Raw genomic sequence first — 22,612 nt, 5'->3', positions numbered from 1 at the left:
AAAAGGTCCTAACAAATATTGCGATTTTTTTAATCAATTCAAACAACTGATTGATATTTAACGTTGTATAAACATATGATAAATATATTTTGTACGTTCTAACAGATGCAATAGAATTTCCACCAGTAACTTATGCGGACAGTGATGGGTTATTAGCCTTAGGCGGAGATCTTTCTACAGATAGACTATTAGAGGCATACAATCATGGTATTTTTCCCTGGTATAGTGATGATCAACCAATTCTTTGGTTTAGTCCTGATCCTAGAATGGTGTTATTTCCATTAAAACTTAAGGTGAGTAAAAGTATGCGTCAACTTATCAGGAAAAATAGATTTGAAGTAACATTTAATAAAGATTTTGAAAGTGTTATAGAATCCTGTGCTATGATCAAAAGACCAGAACAAGAAGATACCTGGATTACAAGCGATATGAAAAATGCATATAAAAAACTTCATGAGTTGGGATATGCTATTTCTGTTGAGGTTTGGGAAGATTCGACTTTGGTAGGAGGCTTGTATGGTGTTTTTTTAGAAGATAAAAAAGTATTTTGTGGAGAGAGTATGTTTTCTAAAGTAAGTAATGCTTCTAAATATGGATTTATTACCTTGGTAGAGTGGCTTAAGCAAAAAGAGGTACGACTAGTAGACTGTCAGGTGTATACCGATCATCTGGCTAGTTTGGGTGCTGTAGAAATTTCTAGAGATGAGTTTATAGAGTATTTAAAATAATTTTAAAAGATAAAATAATGACTGTTCATGATTTAGGGTTAAAAAATTCAGTTTTAAATCAGTTTGTTCTGGAACTCAGAGACGTTAATATACAGAAAGATACGATGCGTTTTAGGAGGAATATAGAACGTATTGGTGAAATTCTAAGTTATGAACTTAGTAAGACTTTAGATTATGAAAATACTACAGTTGAAACGCCTTTAGGAAATAAAGATATTTCGATTCCTAATAATGAATTGGTATTATGCTCTATACTTAGAGCAGGATTACCATTGCATCAAGGAGTACTTAATTATTTTGATAAGGCAGAAAATGCATTTATTTCTGCATATCGGGATCATCAAGACGGAGATGATCATTTTGAAATCGTTGTAAAGTATTTAGCATCTCCTTCAATACAAGATAAAACTTTGATTTTGGTAGACCCAATGTTGGCAACAGGTAAGACACTTGAGAACACTTTTGCTGCTATAAAAAATCATGGAATTCCTAAGCAAATACATATTGTGTCTGTGATTGGTTCAGAAGAAGGAATAGCATATATAAAAGATGTATTTCCAGAGAGTACGCAGTTATGGATTGCTGCAGTGGATGAAAAATTAAATCATAAAAGCTATATTGTTCCAGGTCTTGGAGATGCAGGAGATTTAGCATTTGGAGTAAAGCTATAATTCTTTTTGAGATTATCCTTTATAGGTTTCGGATAATGTTTTTAAGGCATGAATTGCTTGATTTTCATCTTTCTTGCTAACAAAGATATGATCATGGTAATACCCTGCAATTACATTACAACTAATATTGTGTTTTGCAAGTTCACTAGAAAAAACTGCAGTGAGTCCTACGGCATCTAGAGAAGAATGAATTTTTAGAGTTATCCATGAAGCAACGTACTCATAAGACAAATTAAAATGATCAGCTATTTTACGTTCTAGAATTATAGTGATCCCCTCAGGTTCTTTAAACTCTCCAATAATATCCTTTCTAGGAATTTGATTAACTTTATTTGTAGTACAAAAAACATAGTCGCCAGGATGCAGCTCTGGAGACATTTTTTTGATTAAAGTGGATAAATTGGTTTCTCCTGCCATACGTTGATGTTATTGATTTTTGAAGTGTTTTTTAATTAATACTCCTGATGAAACTAATGCCCAAGCTCCTTCTAATAGAATAAAAGGGATATATTTTAGTAATATTGATGCAGTACAAGCATATCCAGTACCAACCAAATTCAATGGCGTATACATTAAATCATTAGTTGATAATTTATTGCTAATATTTAGAAAATATGCCAACAATATTAAAAAAAACCAATAGACCCAATCCAATCAACTACACTCATCTGTTTCAATTATCAATAGCTAGGAGATTATACTTCGTTATATCTAAAACAACCGATTTCATGATCATTTACCATCCCTGTTGCCTGCATAAAAGCATACATAACCGTAGAGCCTACAAATTTAAATCCTCGTTTTTTTAAATCTTTACTGATTCGATCAGAAATCTCTGTCGTAGCAGGACAGTCTTTATAGTGTGGCCAATTATTTTTAATGGGGTTATCATTTACAAAACTCCAAATATATGTGCTGAAACTTCCAAATTCTTGCTGGATTTTCATAAAATTCTGAGCATTGGTTATTGCCGAATTTACTTTTAATTTATTGCGAATAATCCCTGCATTTTGTAGAAGTTCTTCCTTTTTTGCATCCCCATAATTAGCAATAATAGAATAATCGAAATTATCAAAAGCCACTCTAAAATTATCTCGCTTTCTTAAAATAGTGATCCAACTTAACCCGGCTTGAAAAGTTTCCAGCACCAAAAACTCAAATAAAAGACGTTCATCATGAAGAGGTACTCCCCACTCATTGTCATGATAAGCTTCATATAGAGGATCTCCAAGACACCAGCCACATCTATGTTTTTGCATATGTTATATAGGTTTTTTTATTGAATATCTAAAGTACTGCTTATTTTTAAAATTCAATCGAACAATTTGGAAGTAGTTGCTTGCTTCTTTCTTTTTCAGCTTCAGATAAATTGTTGCCAGATAGATATAGTGTTTTTAAGTTTTTTAAACCTTCTATGGCTTCTGGTAATGAAGTAAGCTGATTATCATTAAGGTTTAGTTCCTGTAAGTTTTTAAGTTTACCTACAAATTTGGGTAAGGTTATAATTCGATTAGAGGATAAAGAAAGGGTTTCTAGTTTTTTTAATTTTTCAATAGACTTTGGTAAATTTTCGAGTTGGTTATCTGTTAGATAAAGTTGTTGCAGGTTTTTGAGTTCCCCAATAGATTCTGGAAGCTCAGTCAGTTTGTTTTCAGAAAGATATAAAATGTCTACGCTTTTTTTGTGTTGTAATGCTTTTTGTAGAGAATAATAACTGTTTTCAAAATTGATATTACAATTGGGCAATAATTGCTTGCTTCTTTCCTTTTGAGCTGTAGACAATTTATTACCAGAGATGTTCAAATCTTTTAGTTTAGTAAGGTTTTCTAAAGCTTTTGGGAGTTCTCCAATTTTATTCGAATTTAAATACAAAAGCTTTAGTTTGAATAAATTTGCAATCGTTTCTGGGATATGGTCCAGTTTATTGTCTTTACAGATTAGCCACTCCAGGTTTTTTAGATTTCCAAAAGTTTCTGGTAAATCAGAAAGTTGATTATTAGAGATATTTATTGCTTCCAGACTTTTTAGGTTGCCAAAGGTTTCTGGTAAATCAGAAAGTTGATTACCTTCAATATAAAACTCTTGTAAGCTGGTGAGATTTCCAAAAGTTTCTGGTAAGTGGGTAAGCTCATTTTGTGTTACATCTAGCTTTTTTAATTGTGTAAGATTTCCAAAAGACTCAGGTAATGTTTCTATATGATTCTCTTGTATGAATACCCAACCTAAATTTTTTAAATTTCCAATGGATTCTGGTAATTTGTTAATTTGATTTTCAGATAATTGTAATACTTCCAGATGTTGTAGATTACAGAATGAATCTGGTAAGTTGACAAGTTTATTTTTTCTTAAATTAAGTGTTTTTAGATTTTTTAAATTTCCAATTGCATCAGACAATTGATTTATTTTGTTTCCCTCTAGGTTAAGATATTGTAATTGTTTTAATTGTACAATAGATTTTGGTATTTCAGTGAGGTTGGTATGGCTTAAATTTAATTTATAAACTTGATCTTTGTTTAGAAGAGCTTCTTGTAGTGATGTATAAATTTTGTGTTCTTGAGCTCTCCCAGATATATATGCGATAAGTACTATAATTAAGGTAATTAATTTCTTCATACGTTTGATGTTTTCTGTCAGATGCTTGTAGAAGAATGCTAAAAAGGAATGTATGGGGATAAATGTACATTCATTTTTTAAGCCCCTTTCTTGTAAAGTTATTATTTAAAAATTAAAACATAGGTGTTTACAAAGATTAAAAACAAATAATATTGCTAGTACACTATTAACAGTAAAAAGATGATCACTGTTTTCAGGGTATTTACTTTATTTGTAAGTTTTTGAAATGATTTTCGTCATATTAGAAGATAATCGTAATAAATAAATTTACAATCTAACTATTTTTGAGATTAAACATTATGGAACCTACTACTATGACAATACCCGAATTAATTGAACAAGGAATTGCTAATTCATATACCTATGAAGAATATAAGAATTTGGTAAGTGACTTGTTAGGAGAAGGTAAATCTACAGGTCATGATCAAACAGAAGCGTTGACAAATTATAGTATGCTTAATGAGCGCAGAATGAAACGATTAGATAAGACCATAAAAATTGATGAATCAGTTGCAGCCAAATTTTCTAATGCTGATTTAGATTTAACCTGGGTTGTATTAACTGAGGGTTGGTGTGGAGACGCAGCGCAATCTCTTCCGGTAGTGAATAAATTAGCAGAACTAAATAATGGAATAGACTTAAAAATTATTTCAAGAGATGACCATGATGAGCTAATGAATAATTTTTTAACAAATGGAGGAAAGTCAATACCAAAATTATTAGTGTACGATAATAAAAGTAAAGAAGTATTGAATACTTGGGGTCCAAGACCTTCTGTTGCTACGCAAATGGTAAATGATTATAAGGCAGAGCATGGTGCTTTAGACCCGCAATTCAAAGAAGATTTACAAGTTTGGTATAATAAGGATAAAGGAACAAATATCGTAGAAGATTTGATAGACCTTTTATAATAGTATTTAACCACCATAGTTAAAATAATACGTAATAGAGCCTTCTTGCTTTTCTATATCTGATCGAGAAAATAAAGCCTGACGAGCATAATCCATTGCATTGTCAAAGAGACACTCGTTTCGAGTGGTTGATTTTCTTTTGTCGACCTTGGTATCGATTACATATCCGTTTTTATTTACCTCTATTTTCACAACGACTTTACCACTTCCATTACAAGTGTATACAGGATTTGGTAAATCAACAGATTTTCTACCTTTTAAACTATAGGTAAGGGAACTGTTTCTATTATTAGTTTCTTCATCTTCTGATTTTGCTTCCTCTTTTTTGGTGTCATCACTATCTTTCTTCTCTTCTTCCTCAATAGGGACTTCACCTTCATTTGTTTGAGTTTCTTCGCTTTCAGAGGCTTGCTCAGCTTCAGTTAAGGATTTAATTCTCTCTTCGATTTCATCGTGATCCTCAAAATCTTCATTAAATGCATCATGTGTTCTTCTGGCATTATCAAGTTGCCTGTCTTCTTGAGCGATGAGCTCCTCTTCTGGTTGTTGCTCTTCTTCCTCTGCAAGGAATTCCTCGGGAATTTCCATTAAAATTTCAGACTGTTCTTTTTGCTTATTAATCATATTGATATTATAAAGACTAAGAACAACAATTCCCATTAACATTGATGTGATAATCAGAGCTTTATGTTTTTCTATAAATTCCATAGGTATCTATAACTGCTTTTATTCTACAATATTTTATGTAGTTTCAATTTTTACTTGTAACTGATTTTCAAAAGATTGAACTGTAGTAGCATCTTCGACAGAAAATGATCCTATTTTAGTTCTTCTCAAAACCGTTAAATGAGCCCCGCTATCTAAAGCTTTTCCAAAATCATGTGCTAGTGATCTGATGTATGTTCCTTTACTACAAACTACTCTAAAATCGACTTCAGGTAATTCAATCCTGGTAATTTCAAATGTATCAATGGTTATTTTTCTAGAACTAACCTCTACAGCTTCACCCTCTCGAGCATATTCATATAATCGTTTACCATCCTTTTTTAAAGCCGAAAAAATGGGTGGATACTGCTCGATTTCTCCGGTAAATTGAGTAGTCACTTTTTGTATTGATTCGTTAGAAATGTGATCGGTAGAGAATGTCTGATCAATTTCGGTTTCCAGGTCATATGATGGAGTTGTAGCTCCAAGCATTATTGTACCTGTGTATTCTTTAGCCTGCCCTTGAAATTCCTGAATACGTTTTGTAAATTTTCCTGTACAGATAATAAGTAACCCTGATGCAAGAGGATCTAATGTTCCTGCATGTCCTACTTTTAATTTTTTAATATTGAATTGCTTTCGAATAAGCCAACGAAGTTTATTCACAACTTGGAAAGATGTCCATTGCAATGGCTTATCGATCAAAAGAATTTGACCGTCCTTATAGTCTTGTTCGGTTAACATTATAGATGGGGCTATTTAATAAAACCAAAGATGATGGCTAATAAGCCAACAAGAATACAATATACGGCAAAATAAGTTAACTTACTCTTTTTTACCAACGAAATCATCCATGTACAGGCAAAGAGCCCAGAAATAAATGCTGCAATAAAGCCCATAGCTAATGGGATACTGTTTTCTGATGAAAATGTAAGATCTCCACTAAGTAAGTCTTTTGCTATTTTTCCCAGAATCAAAGGAATAACCATTAAAAAAGAAAAGCGTGCGGCTTTAGTTTTATCATTCCCCAGTAAAACTGAAGTAGAGATTGTAGCTCCACTTCTTGAAATCCCAGGTAACATTGCAATTGCTTGTGCGATACCAATCACAAGGGCGTTTGAACTACTTACTGGTTTTCTGGTGCTTTTGGCCTTATCAGCAAACCATAGTAATGCTGCTGTAATGATCAACATAAAACCTACAAACATAATATTACTACCAAAAAGCTTTTCTAGCTGTTCTTCAAAAAATAAACCAACAATTACTGCTGGAATCATAGAGATAATGATCTTTATAGAGAATAGAGTTTCTTCATTTTTTTTAAAAGCAAATAATCCCTTTATGATTCTAAATATATCTTTTCTAAAAACCACAATCGTACTAAGTGCTGTGGCAAAATGTAATACAACAGTAAATAGTAATGATTCTTCAGGTACACTTTTATCACCTAGAATAGCTTTCCCCAATTCGAGGTGGCCACTAGAAGAAACTGGTAAGAATTCTGTGAGTCCTTGTACTATGCCCAGAATGATTGCATCAATAGTTTCCATATAGGATTTTCGGTTTTCTTAAATTTGATGCAAATATATAATTACCGCCGGAATTTAGATGTCTTATTCGTATTACTATTTTTTCTGCTTATCAGGATTTAGTAGAATAGCATATACTTCAATTCCAAAACCAATTAAAACAATGGTTGGAGCCAATCGTATTCTTCTGAAGTTGTAGATTTCGGGATTAAAAACATTTGGGTCATCACTTCCTCCTCCTGCCATAAGAATAAAACCCAGAGCGATAACAGCGATTCCAATAGCCATCACGACATAGTTCTTCTTTCCAAAAACATAATCAGGTGTAAAAGGAGTGTTTTTAGTAGCTTGTTTTTTCATGTGTATCGTTATTAATTTCGTTAAATATCACTTCGTTATTAATCATTAACTTAGAAATATGTCCCATGTTGCTATCTCGGGTAAATATAGTCCATCTTTTAATACCAAACAAAGTAACTTTTTTATTTAGAATATTAGAACGCAATTGATCTAAATCAATATTGTATTGTAACCCTCTGTTAATATAATAGTGATGATGATCATTTTTAAGAGTAATAACGATATCAAAACCTGCGCCCTCTTGGAGATCGTCCACAATTCCTTCAATCTTCATAACATCATCAGGTTGAACATCACGTACAGGGCGAAATGTTTGAATCACTACTGCCATAAATCCAATAAATATTATCAAAACAATCGAAAACCATATTTTAGCAATTTTTTTCATTGTTTAGAATATTGGAGGTTTGTTTTTCATTCTGCTCATCACTATTAGAGCGATTCCTATCCCTATAAATGGAATACTTAATAATTGCCCCATATTTAACATCATTTCATCCTCGAATGCAACTTGATTTTCTTTAAAAACTTCTAGTAGCAATCTTGCCGAAAATAAGGTGGCCATTAATAGACCTAGAATAAATCCTTTATGTTGTATTAGATCCGTTTTTTTGTAGCAGTACCACAATATCCCAAAAATAATAAGATAAGAAAAGGCTTCATACAATTGGGTAGGATGTCTTGGGATCATATCGTCTCTCATAAATATAACACCATAGTTACTTTCTGTTGGCTTTCCGTAGATTTCAGAATTCATAAAATTTCCAAACCGTATAAATGCTGCAGTAATAGGAGCGCCAATAGCTACTCTATCCATAACCCAGAGTAAAGATGTTTTACTCTTATAACAATACAATAGAATTGCTAGAATTGCACCAATAGTACCTCCATGACTGGCTAATCCAGTAAAACCAGTAAAATGCCAGTTGTCATCTGTAATTTTAAATGGAAGAAAGATTTCTAGTGGATGCTGAGAGAAATAGGCAAAATCATAAAATAGACAGTGCCCGAGCCTTGCTCCTACTAATACACCAATAAAAAGAAAGGTAGATAGTTTTTCAAGATTTTCTGTAGGGACACCCTCAGATTTATATATTCTTTTCACAAGACCATAGCCTAGTAATAAACCAGTGACGAATAAAAGACCATAATAACGTAAAGGAAAAACACCAAACAACGTTACAATTTCAGGATCAACATTCCATTCTATTGGGCTCATTAGTATCTGGTATTAATAATATAATTCGTCAGTTCTTAGGTTTAAAAATCGTTGTGTAGCAAAGAAAGTACTGATCCATGTGATAAGTATTCCAATTCCAAAAACACCAGCAAACAAAATAACAAGTAAAATTTCATCATCCAGTAGTGCTAATTCGGGAAAGGTTTTGTTAAGATAATATAGAACAACACTAACTCCAACTAAGGCAACAAAAGCTCCTATCATGCCTAACCGAACACTTTTCCAGACAAAGGGTTTGCGAATGAATTTTTTTGTTGCTCCAACCATTTGCATAGTTTTAATGATGAATCTTTTGGAGTATACCGACAGACGAATAGAACTATTAATAAGTAGAACCGCAATAAATGTAAAAATACCGCTAATGAGTAATACCCAGAAACTGATTCGTTTTATGTTGTCATTAAGTAGCGAAATCAAGGGTTTGTCATAAATTACTTCATCTACAAAATCTTTCTTGACAATCGATGCGTTGATTTCCTCAATTTTGGCCTGATCCACAAAATCAGCTTTTAGATATACGTCAATTGAATTCTGAAGTGGATTATATCCAAGAAAATCCATAAAATTTTCTCCAATATCCTTGCTATGCTCTTCTGCAGCTTCGTCTTTAGAAATAAACGTGGTGGATTTGGTATATTCTGCTAATGCTAGAGTCTTTTCAAGTTGTTTTATCTCAACATCTTTGGCAGTATCCTTTAGGTAAATTGTAAGTGCGATTTTCTCTTTAAAGTGATCAGCAACTTTTTTTGTATTTAAAACCAATAGTCCTAATAAGCCCAATAAAAATAATACTAACGATATACTAATAACTACAGAAAAATAAGAAGAAATTAGTCGTCGTTTTTGGTATTTTTCAAAAGATGAACTCATAGATAATCTAATTTTCTGGTAAAAATAATAAAGTTAATGAGACTTCGTATTCTAAAATGCAGTACATTTTTAGAATACCTTAATCGAATTAATCCTGTTCCAGCACGGGATCTATAATTTTTTATTATAAAATGAGGCACATTTTAAAATAAATTAATCGAATTAATCCTGTTGTAGAATGGGAGTCTTTATTCTGTTTTGTATTTTAATTAACTTTGGTTTATATAAGAATAACGTATACTTGAATACAATCTTATTTATATAATTGATTTTAAATATGCATATAGTAGTTATAGGAGTTGGCGGTGTTGGTGGATATTTTGGAGGTAAAATAGCCAATTCAGGTCAAAAAGTAACATTAATAGCCAGAGGGAAGCATCTTGATGCTATTCGCAAAAATGGTTTACAAGTAAAGAGTATCGATGGTAATTTTGTAACTCATCCGTTCCTGGTAACCGATAATATTGATACTTTGGAAAAAGCAGATTTGGTATTGATTTGTACCAAGTCCTGGCAAGTAGCCGAAGCAGCAAAATTGATAATGCCTATTCTAAAAGAGAATACGGTGGTGATACCATTACAAAATGGAGCTGATAATGCAGAAAAAGTATGTGCTGTATTGGATAAAAAATATGTTCTGGGAGGATTGTGCAGGATTTACAGTAAAATAGAAGCTCCAGGTGTTATTTCTCATTTTGGTCATTCTCCAGAAGTTGTTTTTGGAGAATTAGATAAAAGCAAAACAGATCGTCTTCAAAACATAAAAGAAATATTTGATAAAGCTGGTTTTAAGAATACAATATCAGAAGATATTGAAGTAGATATATGGAGCAAATTTATGTTTATTGCTACGGTTAGCGGACTGGGAGCGTTAACTAGGGCTACAATTGGAGAAATGTATGAAAACCCAGATGTCAAAGAGCTTTTAGAGCAAACGGCAACCGAAATTTATAAAATTGGTACCGGCAAAAACATAAACTTACCAAAAGACCTTGTAGACCGAATAATGGTTTTTATTAGCAAGCAACCTTATGATTCTACAGCCTCTACACAACGAGATATTATAGAAGGTAGACCATCAGAATTAGATAATTTTAATGGTTTTATAGTAAAAGAAGGGATAAAATTAGGTATATCCACACCTATAAATGGATTTACCTACAGATGTTTACAGCCTATGGAGGTAAAGGCGAGAAGTGCTAAAAACTAAAACAAAAAAGAGTAGTAAACTCACATAAAATTGTAAATTTGCGGTCTTAATTTTAGAGGAATGAGCTACGATTTTAATACTATTGAAGCCAATTGGCAGAAATATTGGGCAGAGAAAGCAACGTTTAACGCAGAAAATAACAGGGAAAAGCCCAAATATTATGTTTTGGACATGTTTCCTTACCCATCAGGAGCAGGATTGCATGTTGGTCATCCACTAGGATATATAGCAAGTGATATCTATGCGAGATATAAGCGTCATAAAGGATTTAATGTATTGCATCCGCAAGGATATGATTCTTTTGGGTTGCCAGCAGAACAATATGCCATTCAAACGGGTCAGCATCCGGCGATTACAACCAGAGAAAATATAGCACGTTATCGTGAGCAATTAGATAAAATTGGGTTTTCTTTTGATTGGAGTAGAGAAGTTAAAACCAGTGACCCAAAGTTTTATAAATGGACCCAGTGGATCTTTATAGAACTTTTCAATTCCTGGTATGATAAGGATGCGGATAAAGCGAGAGTAATTACTGATCTCGAAGCTATTTTTACTAAAGAAGGGAATGCAAACGTAAATGCAGTTTGTGATGAAGATGTAGAACCATTTACAGCAGAAGGTTGGAATGGTTTTTCATCAAAAGAAAAACAAGAGGTATTGTTAAAATATAGGTTGACCTATTTAGCAGAAACCGAAGTAAATTGGTGTCCGCAATTAGGAACTGTTTTGGCAAATGATGAAATTGTAAACGGAGTTTCAGAACGTGGTGGGTATCCTGTGGTTCGTAAAAAAATGACGCAATGGAGTATGCGAATCTCTGCGTATGCACAACGATTATTAGATGGATTAGATACGATTGATTGGCCACAACCGCTAAAGGATTCTCAGACCAATTGGATAGGACGATCTCAAGGTGCAAGTGTAACTTTTAATGTAAAGGATCATGAGGCTACTATCGAAGTATTTACAACACGGCCAGATACTATTTTTGGAGTTAGTTTTATGACTTTGGCTCCAGAGCATGAATTGGTTCAAAAGATAACTACTTCTGAGCAGAAAGAAGAAGTACAAGCTTATGTAGAAGCCACGGCAAAACGTAGCGAACGTGAACGTATGGCTGATGTAAAAACCATTAGTGGAGTGTTTACCGGTGCATATGCCGAACATCCTTTTACCAAAGAACCAGTGCCGATTTGGATAGGAGACTATGTATTGGCGGGGTATGGTACAGGAGCTGTAATGGCTGTGCCATGTGGGGATCAGCGTGATTATGACTTTGCGAAATATTTTGAAATCGATATCCCTAATATTTTTGAAGGAGTTGATATTTCTGAAGAAGCTTTTGCCGATAAGGAAAATACCATCATTGCTAATTCTGATTTCTTAAATGGTTTAAGCTATAAGAAAGCAACAAAAACTGCTATTTTTGAGTTAGAAAAGATTGGTCAGGGAGAAGGAAAAATTAATTACCGACTACGTGATGCGGTATTTAGTCGTCAACGGTATTGGGGAGAGCCATTCCCGGTATATTATGTAGATGGCATGCCACAAATGATTGATGTAGCGCATTTACCGATCGCATTACCCGAAGTAGAAAAATATTTACCTACCGAAACTGGAGAGCCTCCTTTAGGTCGTGCTACAGTTTGGGCTTGGGACGCTAAGAATAATAAAGTGGTGTCTAACGATTTAATCGATGATACTAATGTATTTCCTTTAGAATTAAATACAATGCCAGGTTGGGCTGGGAGTTCATACTATTTTAATCGATATATGGATCCTCATAACGTAGATGAGGTATTTTCTAAGGAAGCAATTAACTACTGGAAAGAAGTAGATTTATATATTGGCGGAAGCGAACATGCAACGGGTCATTTGTTATATGCTCGTTTCTGGCAAAAATTCTTGTTTGATAGAGGTGTTGTGCCAGTTGATGAATTTGCCAAAAAACTGATCAATCAGGGGATGATTTTAGGGACTAGTGCTATAGTATATAGGATTAGTGGTTCGAATACATATGTCTCTAAGGGAATAAAAGATGAGTATGAAACCGAAGAACTTCGGGTTGATGTTAATATGATTAATGCTTCAGATGAACTGATTCCAGAAGAGTTAATGAGCTGGCAACCTCAATTTAAAGATGCAGAATTTATTCTGGAAGATGGTAAATTTATTGTTGGCCGTGAAGTTGAAAAAATGTCTAAACGATGGTATAATGTAGTCAATCCAGACGGTATTTGCGAGCAATATGGTGCAGATAGTTTACGATTATACGAGATGTTTTTAGGACCGCTAGAACAGGCTAAGCCCTGGAATACTGCAGGGATTACTGGAGTGCATTCTTTTTTAAAAAAATTGTGGAAATTATATCATAATGGAGATGTTTTTGATGTAACTGATGAAGCACCTACCAAAGACAGTCTTAAGACCTTACATAAAACCATTAAAAAAGTAGAAGAAGATATTGAGAATTTTAGTTTTAATACTTCGGTAAGTACCTTTATGATTGCAGTGAATGAATTAACTGCTCAGAAATGTAATTCGAGAGTGATATTAGAACCATTGACAATACTGGTTTCTCCTTATGCACCACATATTGCCGAGGAGTTATGGCAAAAACTAGGGCATAGTGAATCTATTGCTACTGAAGCATTCCCAATATTCGAAGAAAAGCACTTAGTAGAAAGTACAAAGCAATATCCAATTTCGTTTAATGGTAAAACACGTTTTACATTAGAATTGTCTTTAGATTTAAGTAAAGATGAGATCGAGGCCGAGGTGATGGGACATGAAAAAACGAAACAACAACTAGATGGACGAACACCTAAAAAGGTAATTGTTGTTCCTGGTAAGATTGTTAATGTGGTTGGATAAGTAACCTTAATAATAATTGACAAGAGTTTTAATCTACCTTTATTGTCGAATTCTAAGGCTCTTGAAGGGTGAGTATTGTTATGAGAATTTGTAGAATCGTACACTGAGTCTGTCGAAGTGTACTCTTTTTTTTAGATTATGATAAATCCAATAGAAATCTTAGGATTAGTGGCAGCAATATTAACCACAACTGCTTTTTTACCACAGGTTTACAAAACTTGGAAAACAAAATCTACCGATAGTTTATCATTGTCAATGTTGTATATTTTTGTCATTGGAGTGCTTTGTTGGCTTATTTATGGTTTTTTAATCAATAGTGTACCCATCATTTTAGCGAATTTCATAACCGCGATATCAGGATTTCTATTACTTTATTTTAAGTATCGATATAAAAACTAATAGAAATTTTCAATTTTTCTTGTTTTTTAACAAATAAAGTGATAACCTAGTAAAATTATTGATAAAATATTTTTAGGGTATCTTTTATTGTTTTATTTCATAAAAACAGCTATTTTCGACCAAAAAATAAGAATATGATAATTGGTGTTCCTAAGGAAATCAAAAATAACGAGAACAGAGTAGGTCTTACACCTGCCGGGACTATGGAGCTTGTTAAACATGGTCATACCGTTTTCATTCAGCAAAATGCTGGTCTTCAAAGTGGTTTTGAGGACGAAGAATATACCAAAGCTGGAGGTAAAATATTGGCTACCATTGAAGAGGTGTATCAAACTGCTGAGATGATTATTAAAGTAAAGGAACCTATTGAGCAGGAATATACATTGATTAAAAAAGATCAATTAGTATTTACATATTTTCACTTTGCATCTAGTGAACCTCTTACCAAAGCTATGATTGATAGTGGATCGGTTTGTGTTTCTTATGAAACTGTTGAAGATCCTGATCGTAGTTTGCCGTTATTAACTCCGATGAGTGAAGTAGCTGGTCGTATGTCTATTCAGCAAGGAGCAAAATATCTTGAAAAACCGTTAAAAGGTATAGGGATTCTTTTAGGAGGAGTTCCAGGGGTGGCACCAGCAAAGGTGTTGGTACTTGGAGGCGGAGTTGTTGGGACACAGGCAGCAAAAATGGCAGCGGGAATGGGTGCAGATGTAACAATTTTGGATATTAGTATAAAGAGATTACGTTATCTTGATGATGTAATGTCTGCTAATGTGAATACAGAATTTTCTAACGAACATAATATTCGTAAACATATAAAAACTTCAGATTTAATTATTGGAGGAGTATTAATACCAGGAGCTAAGGCACCTAAATTAATTACCCGAGATATGCTGAAGGAGATGCGTCCGGGAACTGTATTAGTTGATGTGGCGGTTGATCAAGGTGGTTGTTTTGAAACAACAAAACCTACAACTCACCAGGATCCTGTGTATATTATTGACGATGTAGTGCATTATTCTGTGGCAAATATGCCAGGAGCTGTGCCATATACTTCAACTTTGGCATTAACTAATGTCACTTTGCCATATGCAATACAATTGGCAAATAAGGGTTGGAAAAAGGCTTGTGCAGAGAATGAACCACTTAAAAAAGGACTAAATGTTATTAACGGTGACGTAGTGTATCCTGCGATATCAGAAGCTTTTAACCTTCCTCTAGAGGATGTGAATGGATATTTAAAGTAGACTCGATTTATTGGCTAACTCAAGTTTATTTAAACAAAGACCTCGCTATTTTGGCGAGGTTTTTGTATTTTATGTACCCGTATTAATAAGTATAAAAAGTATTGAATTATGATGGGATATTATATCATTGCAGGGATTATATTTCTTGTGAGTTCATATGTAAGCAATAAACTTAAAAGTAAATTCAAGAAATATTCTAATGTTCATTTGCAAAATGGAATGAGCGGAGCAGAAATTGCGACAAAGATGTTACACGATAATGGGATACGAGATGTGAAAGTAATTTCGACACCAGGAATGCTAACCGATCATTATAATCCGTTGAATAAAACAGTGAATTTAAGTGAAGGAGTATACAATCAACGTAATGCCGCCGCTGCCGCTGTTGCTGCTCATGAGTGTGGACATGCTGTACAGCATGCTACTGCCTATAGTTGGTTAACCATGCGATCCAAAATAGTGCCAGCAGTAGGGATTTCTAGTAAACTCTCTAACTTGGTCATTATGGCAGGATTAGTTTTATCTGCTTCAGGGATGGTGCTTGGAAATACTATTTTCTTAGTCGGTATTTTGCTCTTTGGAGTGACTACTTTATTTACATTTATAACATTACCTGTAGAGTATGATGCAAGTAATAGAGCGCTGGCTTGGTTAGAAAAGACAAATATGGTAACTAGAGAAGAGCATGCTGCTTCTAAAGATGCCTTAAAATGGGCGGCCAGAACATATCTGGTTGCTGCTTTAGGTTCGTTAGCCACATTACTCTATTTTATTTCCATTTTTTTAGGTAGAAGAGATTAAATAATTTATGGATCAGATCTTATCTGTTTTCTGACGGGTAAGGTCTGATTATATTTTAATCTGCCGATCAATTTGCTGATCCAGTGATATGAAAGTTTCTGTTCTGGATACTCCTTCTATTGCCTGGATATCTTTGTTTAAAACAATCATTAAGTGCTCATTATCTTTGCATAAGATTTTAATAAAAATAGACCAATTTCCTGTGGTATAATGGCATTCAATTACTTCAGGAATTTCTTGCAGTTGTTTTACAGCTTTAGGATTGCTTACGGCTTTGTCCAGGTATACTCCAACGAAAGCCATGGTTTTGTATCCAAGTACTTTGGGGTCTATAACAAATTTTGACCCTGCGATAAGCCCTGAGGCTTCTAATTTGCGCAGTCTTTGATGAATAGCTGCTCCAGAAATACCAACTTTTCTTGCGATTTCAAGAATAGGCCTTCGTGCGTCTTCCATAAGATTACGTAGGATTTCTTTATCAATTCCATCAATTTTCAAAGTTGAATTTTGATTTTTCATAATATACAAAGTTACAGATATTAATTAAAAACGCAATTAATGCTTTTTAATTGAAATGCAAAAGCATGTATTTTTGTAAAATTGATGGATGTGTAAAGTTGAAATATATTTTATTGTAATATTTTGTTATGTAGATTTCCTTTCTATACTACTAATGTGATTTATCCTTTTACTCCATCAGGATTATAACCAAGATAGTCACGTTCTTTTTCTTTAAATATAATACCGTACTCTTCAAGCTCTTTAAGTATGGGAGCATATACTTCTTCATGGATAGGTATCTGAACCCCTGTAAGAGAAATTTGTTTGTTTAGTATGCGCAGGGTGGCCATTGCAACAGGGAGTCCCACAGTTCGAGCCATAGCAGTATATGTTTGATCTTCACCAGTGCTTACCATAGTTGCATCTATTTGTTTTTGTTGACCATTAAACTCATAACCAAATTTATGATACATGACGATCATATCCTTATCACCGTCATCCAGTGTCCATTTGTCCATCAAAATCTTTTGAAGTCCTTGCGCTGGTGTTGCATTTGGAATTCCAATTTTTTTATTAGGATTGAAAAGATCAAGCTCTAGAAGCTTATCCCACATGATGTCATCCTGATCTATTTTGAGGTAATGACGAAGTTTTAATTCTACCGAATCAGAAGGAGAGTAGGCTAAAAAAGAGTTCGTAAAATCTCGATAACTCATATGCTCAGAGTTCATAATAGTATAATCATCAGCAGTCATGCCTAATTGCACAAAGGTATTCCAGGCTCTGGAGAACCCTACTCTTCTTATGGTCCCTCGATAAAGGGTTAAGATATCTTCTAATCCATAGATGCTCTGGTATTTTAATGAATTCCGGTTTGCATATGCCTCAAAACGACCATAACCTTCAACCTCTAAAAATTCTGTTCTTCTAAATAATTTATGATATGGTATATATTTATATGTGCCTTCCTGAAGAAACTCTGCTGCTCCACCTTGCCCAGCTACTACTACATTACGGGGATTCCAGGTGAATTTATAATTCCAAAGATTAGTATCGCTTTCGGGAGCTACTAACCCGCCTGTAAAGGATTCAAATAGAATTATTTTTCCTCCTTGGTTACGTATGCGATCTATAACTTGCATAGCACTCATATGGTCAATGCCAGGATCTACCCCAATTTCATTCATGAAAATCAATCCCTTTTCTCGAACTTCAGTATCGAGTTCTTGCATCTCTTTACTTACATAGGAGGCAGTAACCATACATTTGTTAAACGTCAAACAATCTTTTGCAACTTCGATATGAAAACGTGCAGGAAGCATAGAAACTACAATGTCAGCATCTTGAATAGCATTTTGACGAGAAGTTTGATCAAAAACATCCAAAAGAATTGCTTTGGTGTTTGGGTGATCATTTGCCAAGTTTTTGGCATTTTCAACAGAAATATCACCTATCGTTATAAATAAATTCTCAGTAATAGATTTATCCTGAAAATATTTAATTAATACCGCTGTAGATTTACCTGCACCAATAACTAAGATCTTTCGCATACCTGATGATATTTTAATAACTTTGATACGAATGTAGTAAATACCGTAAAAAGTAGGTTCTCAATTTTGACGGATTAATTATGTTTTTGATAAAAATGTGTCTAAATTTTAAAATTTAATAGCTAGTATAGTCAATTATGAATAAAATATCTACGAATAAAACAATTTTGATTATGGGGGGTGTGATGGGATTGCTTGCGGTGTTATTAGGAGCTTTTGGAGCTCATGGATTGGAGAAATTAGTGAACGCAGAAAGTATTGATTCTTTTACTACCGGAGTCAGATACCAAATGTATCATGCGATTGTGTGTTTGATTTTAGGAAATATGACTATTTTGAGTTCTACTTCCAAAAAGAGAATTTTTTATTTATTTCTGGGGGGAATAACCCTTTTTTCGGGGTCAATATACCTTTTGGTAATAGATGAAGTATTAGGGGTTTCTCTGTCAAGTATTGGTTTTATTACACCTTTAGGAGGTTTTTTGTTAATTCTTGGATGGATTTTCTTTATAATTTCGTTAGTTAAGATTAAATGATTTTTTATCGGTTGGTGTGATTATTATTTATAATTTTGCACGTACATAACAAAACACAACATATTTTTATGGAACCACTGTATCCAATTACGAAAACGTTTTCGTTAAAGCATTACGGTATTGAAAATGCTACAATGCGCTACCAATTATCACCTCAAGATCTTGAGGATGAAGTAGTGCAAAAAGGTCAGGGAAAGATTACGTCATCAGGCGCACTGGCAATTAACACCGGTGAATTTACTGGTCGTTCTCCTATGGATCGTTTTATTGTTAAAGATCAGATCACACAAGACAAAGTGTGGTGGGGAGATATCAACATTCCTTTTGATCCAGATGCATTTGATGCACTGTACGATAAGGTAACAAACTACCTTTCTGGAAAAGAGGTTTTTGTGCGTGATAGCTATGCTTGTGCAGATCCCGAGTATAAATTAAATATACGTGTGATTAACGAGTATCCTTGGTCAAATATGTTTGCGTATAATATGTTTTTGAGGCCAACAGATGAGGAGTTAAAAGATTTTGATCCAGAATGGTTAATTGTTAATGCACCAGGTTTTATGGCAGATGCTGCTGTAGATGGTACGCGCCAACACAATTTTGCGATATTAAATTTTGAAAAAAAGATTGCATTAATAGGAGGTACAGGATATACTGGAGAAATTAAAAAAGGTATTTTTTCTGCGTTGAATTTTATTTTACCTGTGTATAAGGAATCGCTTCCTATGCATTGTTCTGCTAACGTAGGAGAAGATGGAGATACTGCTATATTTTTTGGTCTTTCTGGTACTGGTAAAACTACATTGTCTACAGACCCTAACCGTAAATTGATAGGGGATGATGAGCATGGGTGGACTAAAGAAAATACCATATTCAATTTTGAAGGAGGGTGTTATGCAAAAGTTATTGACCTTGCCGAAGAGAAAGAGCCTGAAATATATAGAGCAATTAAAAAAGGAGCAATTCTTGAGAATGTAATCATTGGCGATAACGGTGTTGTAGATTTTGCTGATACGTCAATTACTCAAAATACCAGAGTTAGCTATCCAATTCATCATATTGAAAATATACAGAAACCTTCTATTGGTAAAAACCCAAAGAATATATTCTTTTTGACTGCTGATGCTTTTGGAGTAATTCCTCCGATTTCTAAGCTAACACCTAGTCAGGCAGCATATCATTTTATGTCTGGATATACTGCAAAAGTAGCAGGTACAGAAGCAGGGATTGTAGAGCCTACACCTTCGTTTTCTGCATGTTTTGGAGCACCATTTATGCCGTTGCATCCTGCTAAATATGCAGAGATGTTAATTAAGAAAATGAATGATACTGGTGTAAATGTGTGGCTTGTAAATACAGGTTGGACTGGAGGGTCTTATGGTGTAGGAACCCGAATGAAACTGAAGTATACTCGAGCTATGATAAACGCAGTGTTAAACGGAGATTTAGGAACATATTCATACGACAAATATCACATTCACTCGGTATTTGGAGTAGCGCAACCAAGAGAGTGTCCTGGTGTTCCTACAAGTGTGTTGAGTCCGAGAGCTACTTGGAATGATGATGAAGCGTATTACACAACTGCATTTAAGTTAACAAATGCTTTTAGAGAGAATTTCAAAAAATTCGAAGCTTATGCTAACGAAGAAATTAGACGAGGAGGTCCACAGCGTTACTCTTTTTAAAGGAAAAGAATACTAATATTAAAATAAAAAGGTCTGAAAATTAATTTTCAGACCTTTTTATTTATATTGTCTTGTCCTAAAATAAGTTGACACAAAATTGACTTATTTATGAAACATTCAGAACAACCAAGGAAGAAGCGTACACAACGAGATTACAATTTAGGCTTTAAATTAGCAGTAGTTGCCCAAGTTGAAAAAGGTGAGCTGACCTATAAGCAAGCCCAAAAATCTTATGGTATACAGGGGAGAAGTACTGTTTTGGTTTGGTTACGAAAACATGGTACTTTAGACTGGAGTAAACCAATTCAACACCAAATGCCAAAATCAAAAGAAACACCAGCACAAAAGATCAAGCGATTAGAGCGTGAGCTTTCGGATGAAAAACTCAAAAATGAGATTCTCAATACCATGATCGATATTTCAGATAAACAATATGGCACTGGGATCAGAAAAAAGTTTTTACCCAATCAATCAGATGCATCCAGCAACAAAGACCAATAAGTCTGTCACGTTGTTGTCGATTGTTTGGGATCAGTAGACAGGCGATCTATCAATCACAAAAGCGATCACTGGCTCGTAATAAGCAACTTAGTCAGGTAAAATATCTAGTACAACAAGTTCCAATGGATATGCCTAGGCTAGGTACTAGAAAACTATATTTTTTATTGAAAGAAGAGTTTGATCGTCAAGGAATCAAAATAGGAAGAGATGCTCTATTTGATTACCTAGGTAGTGAATCCCTATTGATAAAACCAAAGAAAAACTATACAAAAACCACAAATTCTAAACATTGGCTTAGAAAACATCCTAACTTAATGAAAGATACTAGTCCTTCAAGACCTGAAGAGTTTTTTGTTAGCGATATCACCTATATTAAAAGCAGAGAAAGAACTCATTATTTATCATTGGTTACCGATGCTTATAGTAGAAAAATAATGGACTACCACCTTAGTGATGATATGAGTGCAGAAAATGTGGTACAGGCCATAAAAATGGCAACTCATAATAGAAAAACTACTAAAGATCTGATACATCATTCCGATAGAGGTTTACAGTATTGTTCTGCCACCTATCTGTCAGCATTAGAAAAACATAAGATAATTCCATCAATGACCGATGGGTATGATTGTTATCAAAATGCACTTGCTGAACGAATCAATGGAATATTGAAAGGTGAATTTTTAATCAATATCTGTAATAATAGAACAGAACTCAAAAAATTAATAGAACAATCCATAGAAACTTATAATAACAAAAGACCACATTGGAGTCTTAATTTAAAAACACCTAATTTTGTACATAACAAAAAATCCTGTGAAGCTAGCTTCACAGGACTAAATTAAATATCGTAAAATTGTCAACCTATTTTAGGACGACTCAATCAATTATTTTGACTCTGACTCTACTTTCTTTTTTAAAACAAATGTTAATGTTCTTGTTCCTTTTCTTTCTAAATCTGTACCAAAAGAATACACAAAACTTAACTCACCATTATTAAAAGTTAAATCATTAACAGAATGTGGTAAATCTTCTTTAAAACCAACATCCATACCTTTTAAAATTAAGTTATTACCTTCTTTATTTACCTCCCATTTAAAAGAACTCACTGTAATAGATCCTGATCTGTAAATACGATAAACTCCTGTATTATCTTCTTTAAAGTACAACTCAGCAGAAAGATTTGTATTTTGAGTTTGATCATCTAAGGTATAATCATCGTCATAAAATATAGTAGTATTACCATCTATCACTGACACAAGTTTAGCTTTTTGGGCAATAAATTCTCCTACAAAATCTGCTTCTGTGAATTTCGCAAATGAGCAAGATACTGTATACTCTTGAGTTGTACCATCTTCTGCCGTTACTGTATATATTACTGGAGTACTATAATCTATAGCTGTTGTTGGGTCTGGGCTAATACTTGCTTTATCCGATATAACTGCTGTTGCTTTTAATCCCGTCTTTGATGTTCCTGATGGTAAAATTACTACTATTGTTTTAGAAGACTCATCTATAACTCCGTCTATTCCTTCTGTTGTTGTAAACTTAGTTATTGATTTTTCTGTACTAGCTGCACTTAACACAGTTACTGTTATTGTATACTCTTTGGTTGTACCATCTTCTGCTGTTACTGTAAATTTCACTGGATTGCTATAATCTATAGCTGTTGTTGGGTCTG

General features: G+C 33.8%; 25 protein-coding genes. 11 read left to right on the top strand and 14 right to left on the bottom strand.

All coding sequences use genetic code 11. The features are described 5' to 3' along the window. Positions 1 to 89 precede the first annotated feature (89 nt). Together aat and upp are read left to right on the top strand one after the other, a co-directional pair. On the top strand, positions 90 to 728 hold the full coding sequence (aat, locus tag FOF46_RS05865; protein WP_109434397.1) for a leucyl/phenylalanyl-tRNA--protein transferase: 639 nt from the start codon (positions 90 to 92) through the stop codon (positions 726 to 728). Between the two features lie 17 nt (positions 729 to 745). Then, a complete protein-coding gene (upp, locus tag FOF46_RS05860) occupies positions 746 to 1,399 on the top strand; it encodes a uracil phosphoribosyltransferase (protein WP_143915810.1) in 654 nt (217 codons plus the stop codon). 12 nt (positions 1,400 to 1,411) lie between these two features. On the opposite strand, the gene FOF46_RS05855 is transcribed toward upp, so the two are convergent. The 4 genes from FOF46_RS05855 to FOF46_RS05840 form a co-directional block, all read right to left on the bottom strand. After that, a complete protein-coding gene (locus tag FOF46_RS05855) occupies positions 1,412 to 1,816 on the bottom strand; it encodes an ACT domain-containing protein (RefSeq protein ID WP_143915809.1) in 405 nt (134 codons plus the stop codon). Positions 1,817 to 1,825: 9 nt separating this feature from the next. Then, complete coding sequence (locus FOF46_RS32495) at positions 1,826 to 2,020, bottom strand: CBU_0592 family membrane protein (protein ID WP_420885149.1); 195 nt, start codon at positions 2,018 to 2,020, stop codon at positions 1,826 to 1,828. A 74-nt stretch (positions 2,021 to 2,094) separates the two neighbouring features. Continuing rightward, on the bottom strand, positions 2,095 to 2,658 hold the full coding sequence (locus FOF46_RS05845; RefSeq protein ID WP_143915808.1) for a DNA-3-methyladenine glycosylase I: 564 nt from the start codon (positions 2,656 to 2,658) through the stop codon (positions 2,095 to 2,097). Positions 2,659 to 2,704: 46 nt separating this feature from the next. Continuing rightward, positions 2,705 to 4,012 carry a leucine-rich repeat domain-containing protein gene (locus FOF46_RS05840; protein WP_143915807.1) on the bottom strand — a complete coding sequence of 436 codons (1,308 nt, stop codon included), beginning with the start codon at positions 4,010 to 4,012 and terminating at the stop codon, positions 2,705 to 2,707. A gap of 299 nt (positions 4,013 to 4,311) precedes the next feature. On the opposite strand from FOF46_RS05840, the gene FOF46_RS05835 reads away from it, so the two are divergent. Beyond that, positions 4,312 to 4,923, top strand: coding sequence for a thioredoxin family protein (locus tag FOF46_RS05835; RefSeq protein ID WP_208746755.1), 612 nt, complete (start codon positions 4,312 to 4,314; stop codon positions 4,921 to 4,923). Positions 4,924 to 4,929: 6 nt separating this feature from the next. Here FOF46_RS05835 and FOF46_RS05830 read toward each other — a convergent pair whose 3' ends face one another. From FOF46_RS05830 to FOF46_RS05800, 7 genes are all read right to left on the bottom strand, one after another. Then, positions 4,930 to 5,631: a hypothetical protein gene (locus tag FOF46_RS05830; protein WP_109434392.1), complete on the bottom strand. Its 702-nt coding sequence runs from the start codon at positions 5,629 to 5,631 to the stop codon at positions 4,930 to 4,932. Positions 5,632 to 5,664: 33 nt separating this feature from the next. Beyond that, positions 5,665 to 6,372 (bottom strand): tRNA pseudouridine(55) synthase TruB, encoded by a 708-nt coding sequence (truB, locus tag FOF46_RS05825; protein ID WP_109434391.1) that lies wholly within the window; start codon positions 6,370 to 6,372, stop codon positions 5,665 to 5,667. An 11-nt stretch (positions 6,373 to 6,383) separates the two neighbouring features. Then, the gene (locus tag FOF46_RS05820) at positions 6,384 to 7,178 is read right to left on the bottom strand and encodes an undecaprenyl-diphosphate phosphatase (protein WP_109434390.1); all 795 of its coding nucleotides are present in this window, start codon (positions 7,176 to 7,178) and stop codon (positions 6,384 to 6,386) included. A gap of 75 nt (positions 7,179 to 7,253) precedes the next feature. After that, on the bottom strand, positions 7,254 to 7,517 hold the full coding sequence (locus tag FOF46_RS05815) for a DUF3098 domain-containing protein (RefSeq protein WP_143915806.1): 264 nt from the start codon (positions 7,515 to 7,517) through the stop codon (positions 7,254 to 7,256). Beyond that, positions 7,498 to 7,905, bottom strand: a complete 408-nt coding sequence (locus FOF46_RS05810) for a hypothetical protein (protein ID WP_143915805.1) — start codon at positions 7,903 to 7,905, stop codon at positions 7,498 to 7,500. The genes FOF46_RS05815 and FOF46_RS05810 overlap by 20 nt, the downstream gene beginning before the upstream one ends. Before the next feature lie 3 nt (positions 7,906 to 7,908). Beyond that, entirely contained in the window at positions 7,909 to 8,736 is an 828-nt protein-coding gene (gene lgt / locus FOF46_RS05805; RefSeq protein WP_109434387.1) for a prolipoprotein diacylglyceryl transferase, read from the bottom strand. Positions 8,737 to 8,748: 12 nt separating this feature from the next. Then, positions 8,749 to 9,627, bottom strand: coding sequence for a cell division protein FtsX (locus tag FOF46_RS05800; RefSeq protein WP_109434386.1), 879 nt, complete (start codon positions 9,625 to 9,627; stop codon positions 8,749 to 8,751). A 277-nt stretch (positions 9,628 to 9,904) separates the two neighbouring features. Between FOF46_RS05800 and FOF46_RS05795 the strand changes: the two genes are divergently transcribed. The 5 genes from FOF46_RS05795 (at position 9,905) to FOF46_RS05775 (ending at position 16,161) form a co-directional block, all read left to right on the top strand. Next, positions 9,905 to 10,837 (top strand): ketopantoate reductase family protein, encoded by a 933-nt coding sequence (locus FOF46_RS05795; RefSeq protein ID WP_143915804.1) that lies wholly within the window; start codon positions 9,905 to 9,907, stop codon positions 10,835 to 10,837. A gap of 60 nt (positions 10,838 to 10,897) precedes the next feature. Continuing rightward, positions 10,898 to 13,711 (top strand): leucine--tRNA ligase, encoded by a 2,814-nt coding sequence (gene leuS / locus FOF46_RS05790; protein ID WP_143915803.1) that lies wholly within the window; start codon positions 10,898 to 10,900, stop codon positions 13,709 to 13,711. Positions 13,712 to 13,849: 138 nt separating this feature from the next. Then, positions 13,850 to 14,110, top strand: a complete 261-nt coding sequence (locus FOF46_RS05785) for a SemiSWEET transporter (protein ID WP_208746754.1) — start codon at positions 13,850 to 13,852, stop codon at positions 14,108 to 14,110. 134 nt (positions 14,111 to 14,244) lie between these two features. Next, positions 14,245 to 15,360, top strand: coding sequence for an alanine dehydrogenase (gene ald / locus FOF46_RS05780; protein WP_143915802.1), 1,116 nt, complete (start codon positions 14,245 to 14,247; stop codon positions 15,358 to 15,360). 108 nt (positions 15,361 to 15,468) lie between these two features. Beyond that, positions 15,469 to 16,161 (top strand): zinc metallopeptidase, encoded by a 693-nt coding sequence (locus FOF46_RS05775; protein ID WP_143915801.1) that lies wholly within the window; start codon positions 15,469 to 15,471, stop codon positions 16,159 to 16,161. Positions 16,162 to 16,209: 48 nt separating this feature from the next. Here the strand turns inward: FOF46_RS05775 and FOF46_RS05770 are convergent, their stop codons facing one another. Both FOF46_RS05770 and FOF46_RS05765 read right to left on the bottom strand, forming a co-directional pair. Continuing rightward, positions 16,210 to 16,680 carry an Lrp/AsnC ligand binding domain-containing protein gene (locus tag FOF46_RS05770; RefSeq protein WP_109434381.1) on the bottom strand — a complete coding sequence of 157 codons (471 nt, stop codon included), beginning with the start codon at positions 16,678 to 16,680 and terminating at the stop codon, positions 16,210 to 16,212. 161 nt (positions 16,681 to 16,841) lie between these two features. Then, complete coding sequence (locus FOF46_RS05765; RefSeq protein ID WP_109434380.1) at positions 16,842 to 18,212, bottom strand: saccharopine dehydrogenase family protein; 1,371 nt, start codon at positions 18,210 to 18,212, stop codon at positions 16,842 to 16,844. A 137-nt stretch (positions 18,213 to 18,349) separates the two neighbouring features. Here FOF46_RS05765 and FOF46_RS05760 point away from each other — a divergent pair, with 137 nt between their 5' ends. The 3 genes from FOF46_RS05760 to FOF46_RS05750 all read left to right on the top strand — a co-directional run bounded on the left by FOF46_RS05760 (position 18,350) and on the right by FOF46_RS05750 (position 21,776). Next, positions 18,350 to 18,748 (top strand): DUF423 domain-containing protein, encoded by a 399-nt coding sequence (locus tag FOF46_RS05760; protein ID WP_143915800.1) that lies wholly within the window; start codon positions 18,350 to 18,352, stop codon positions 18,746 to 18,748. Between the two features lie 68 nt (positions 18,749 to 18,816). Continuing rightward, positions 18,817 to 20,433 carry a phosphoenolpyruvate carboxykinase (ATP) gene (gene pckA, locus FOF46_RS05755; RefSeq protein WP_143915799.1) on the top strand — a complete coding sequence of 539 codons (1,617 nt, stop codon included), beginning with the start codon at positions 18,817 to 18,819 and terminating at the stop codon, positions 20,431 to 20,433. A 108-nt stretch (positions 20,434 to 20,541) separates the two neighbouring features. Further along, a protein-coding gene (locus FOF46_RS05750) for an IS3 family transposase (RefSeq protein ID WP_244299576.1) occupies positions 20,542 to 21,776 on the top strand; the annotation gives its coding sequence in 2 pieces (ribosomal slippage) (positions 20,542 to 20,899 and positions 20,899 to 21,776; 1,236 coding nt in all). A gap of 42 nt (positions 21,777 to 21,818) precedes the next feature. Here FOF46_RS05750 and FOF46_RS05745 read toward each other — a convergent pair. Further along, on the bottom strand, positions 21,819 to 22,612 hold a 794-nt coding region (locus FOF46_RS05745), incomplete at its 5' end, for a DUF5018 domain-containing protein (RefSeq protein ID WP_143915798.1).

It is taken from the genome of Aquimarina algiphila, assembly GCF_007489275.1.
Taxonomy (GTDB): Bacteria; Bacteroidota; Bacteroidia; order Flavobacteriales; family Flavobacteriaceae; genus Aquimarina; species Aquimarina algiphila.
This window is presented reverse-complemented; position numbering and strand designations above follow the sequence as displayed.

Bases quoted from the DNA above. Each gene is read 5' to 3' on its own strand.
- upp (WP_143915810.1), top strand. From the start codon at position 746: ATGACTGTTCATGATTTAGGGTTAAAAAATTCAGTTTTAAATCAGTTT.
- FOF46_RS05855 (WP_143915809.1), bottom strand. From the start codon at position 1,816: ATGGCAGGAGAAACCAATTTATCCACTTTAATCAAAAAAATGTCTCCA.
- FOF46_RS05845 (WP_143915808.1), bottom strand. From the start codon at position 2,658: ATGCAAAAACATAGATGTGGCTGGTGTCTTGGAGATCCTCTATATGAA.
- FOF46_RS05840 (WP_143915807.1), bottom strand. From the start codon at position 4,012: ATGAAGAAATTAATTACCTTAATTATAGTACTTATCGCATATATATCT.
- FOF46_RS05835 (WP_208746755.1), top strand. From the start codon at position 4,312: ATGGAACCTACTACTATGACAATACCCGAATTAATTGAACAAGGAATT.
- FOF46_RS05830 (WP_109434392.1), bottom strand. From the start codon at position 5,631: ATGGAATTTATAGAAAAACATAAAGCTCTGATTATCACATCAATGTTA.
- truB (WP_109434391.1), bottom strand. From the start codon at position 6,372: ATGTTAACCGAACAAGACTATAAGGACGGTCAAATTCTTTTGATCGAT.
- FOF46_RS05820 (WP_109434390.1), bottom strand. From the start codon at position 7,178: ATGGAAACTATTGATGCAATCATTCTGGGCATAGTACAAGGACTCACA.
- FOF46_RS05815 (WP_143915806.1), bottom strand. From the start codon at position 7,517: ATGAAAAAACAAGCTACTAAAAACACTCCTTTTACACCTGATTATGTT.
- FOF46_RS05810 (WP_143915805.1), bottom strand. From the start codon at position 7,905: ATGAAAAAAATTGCTAAAATATGGTTTTCGATTGTTTTGATAATATTT.
- lgt (WP_109434387.1), bottom strand. From the start codon at position 8,736: ATGAGCCCAATAGAATGGAATGTTGATCCTGAAATTGTAACGTTGTTT.
- FOF46_RS05800 (WP_109434386.1), bottom strand. From the start codon at position 9,627: ATGAGTTCATCTTTTGAAAAATACCAAAAACGACGACTAATTTCTTCT.
- FOF46_RS05795 (WP_143915804.1), top strand. From the start codon at position 9,905: ATGCATATAGTAGTTATAGGAGTTGGCGGTGTTGGTGGATATTTTGGA.
- leuS (WP_143915803.1), top strand. From the start codon at position 10,898: ATGAGCTACGATTTTAATACTATTGAAGCCAATTGGCAGAAATATTGG.
- FOF46_RS05785 (WP_208746754.1), top strand. From the start codon at position 13,850: ATGATAAATCCAATAGAAATCTTAGGATTAGTGGCAGCAATATTAACC.
- ald (WP_143915802.1), top strand. From the start codon at position 14,245: ATGATAATTGGTGTTCCTAAGGAAATCAAAAATAACGAGAACAGAGTA.
- FOF46_RS05775 (WP_143915801.1), top strand. From the start codon at position 15,469: ATGATGGGATATTATATCATTGCAGGGATTATATTTCTTGTGAGTTCA.
- FOF46_RS05770 (WP_109434381.1), bottom strand. From the start codon at position 16,680: ATGAAAAATCAAAATTCAACTTTGAAAATTGATGGAATTGATAAAGAA.
- FOF46_RS05765 (WP_109434380.1), bottom strand. From the start codon at position 18,212: ATGCGAAAGATCTTAGTTATTGGTGCAGGTAAATCTACAGCGGTATTA.
- FOF46_RS05760 (WP_143915800.1), top strand. From the start codon at position 18,350: ATGAATAAAATATCTACGAATAAAACAATTTTGATTATGGGGGGTGTG.
- pckA (WP_143915799.1), top strand. From the start codon at position 18,817: ATGGAACCACTGTATCCAATTACGAAAACGTTTTCGTTAAAGCATTAC.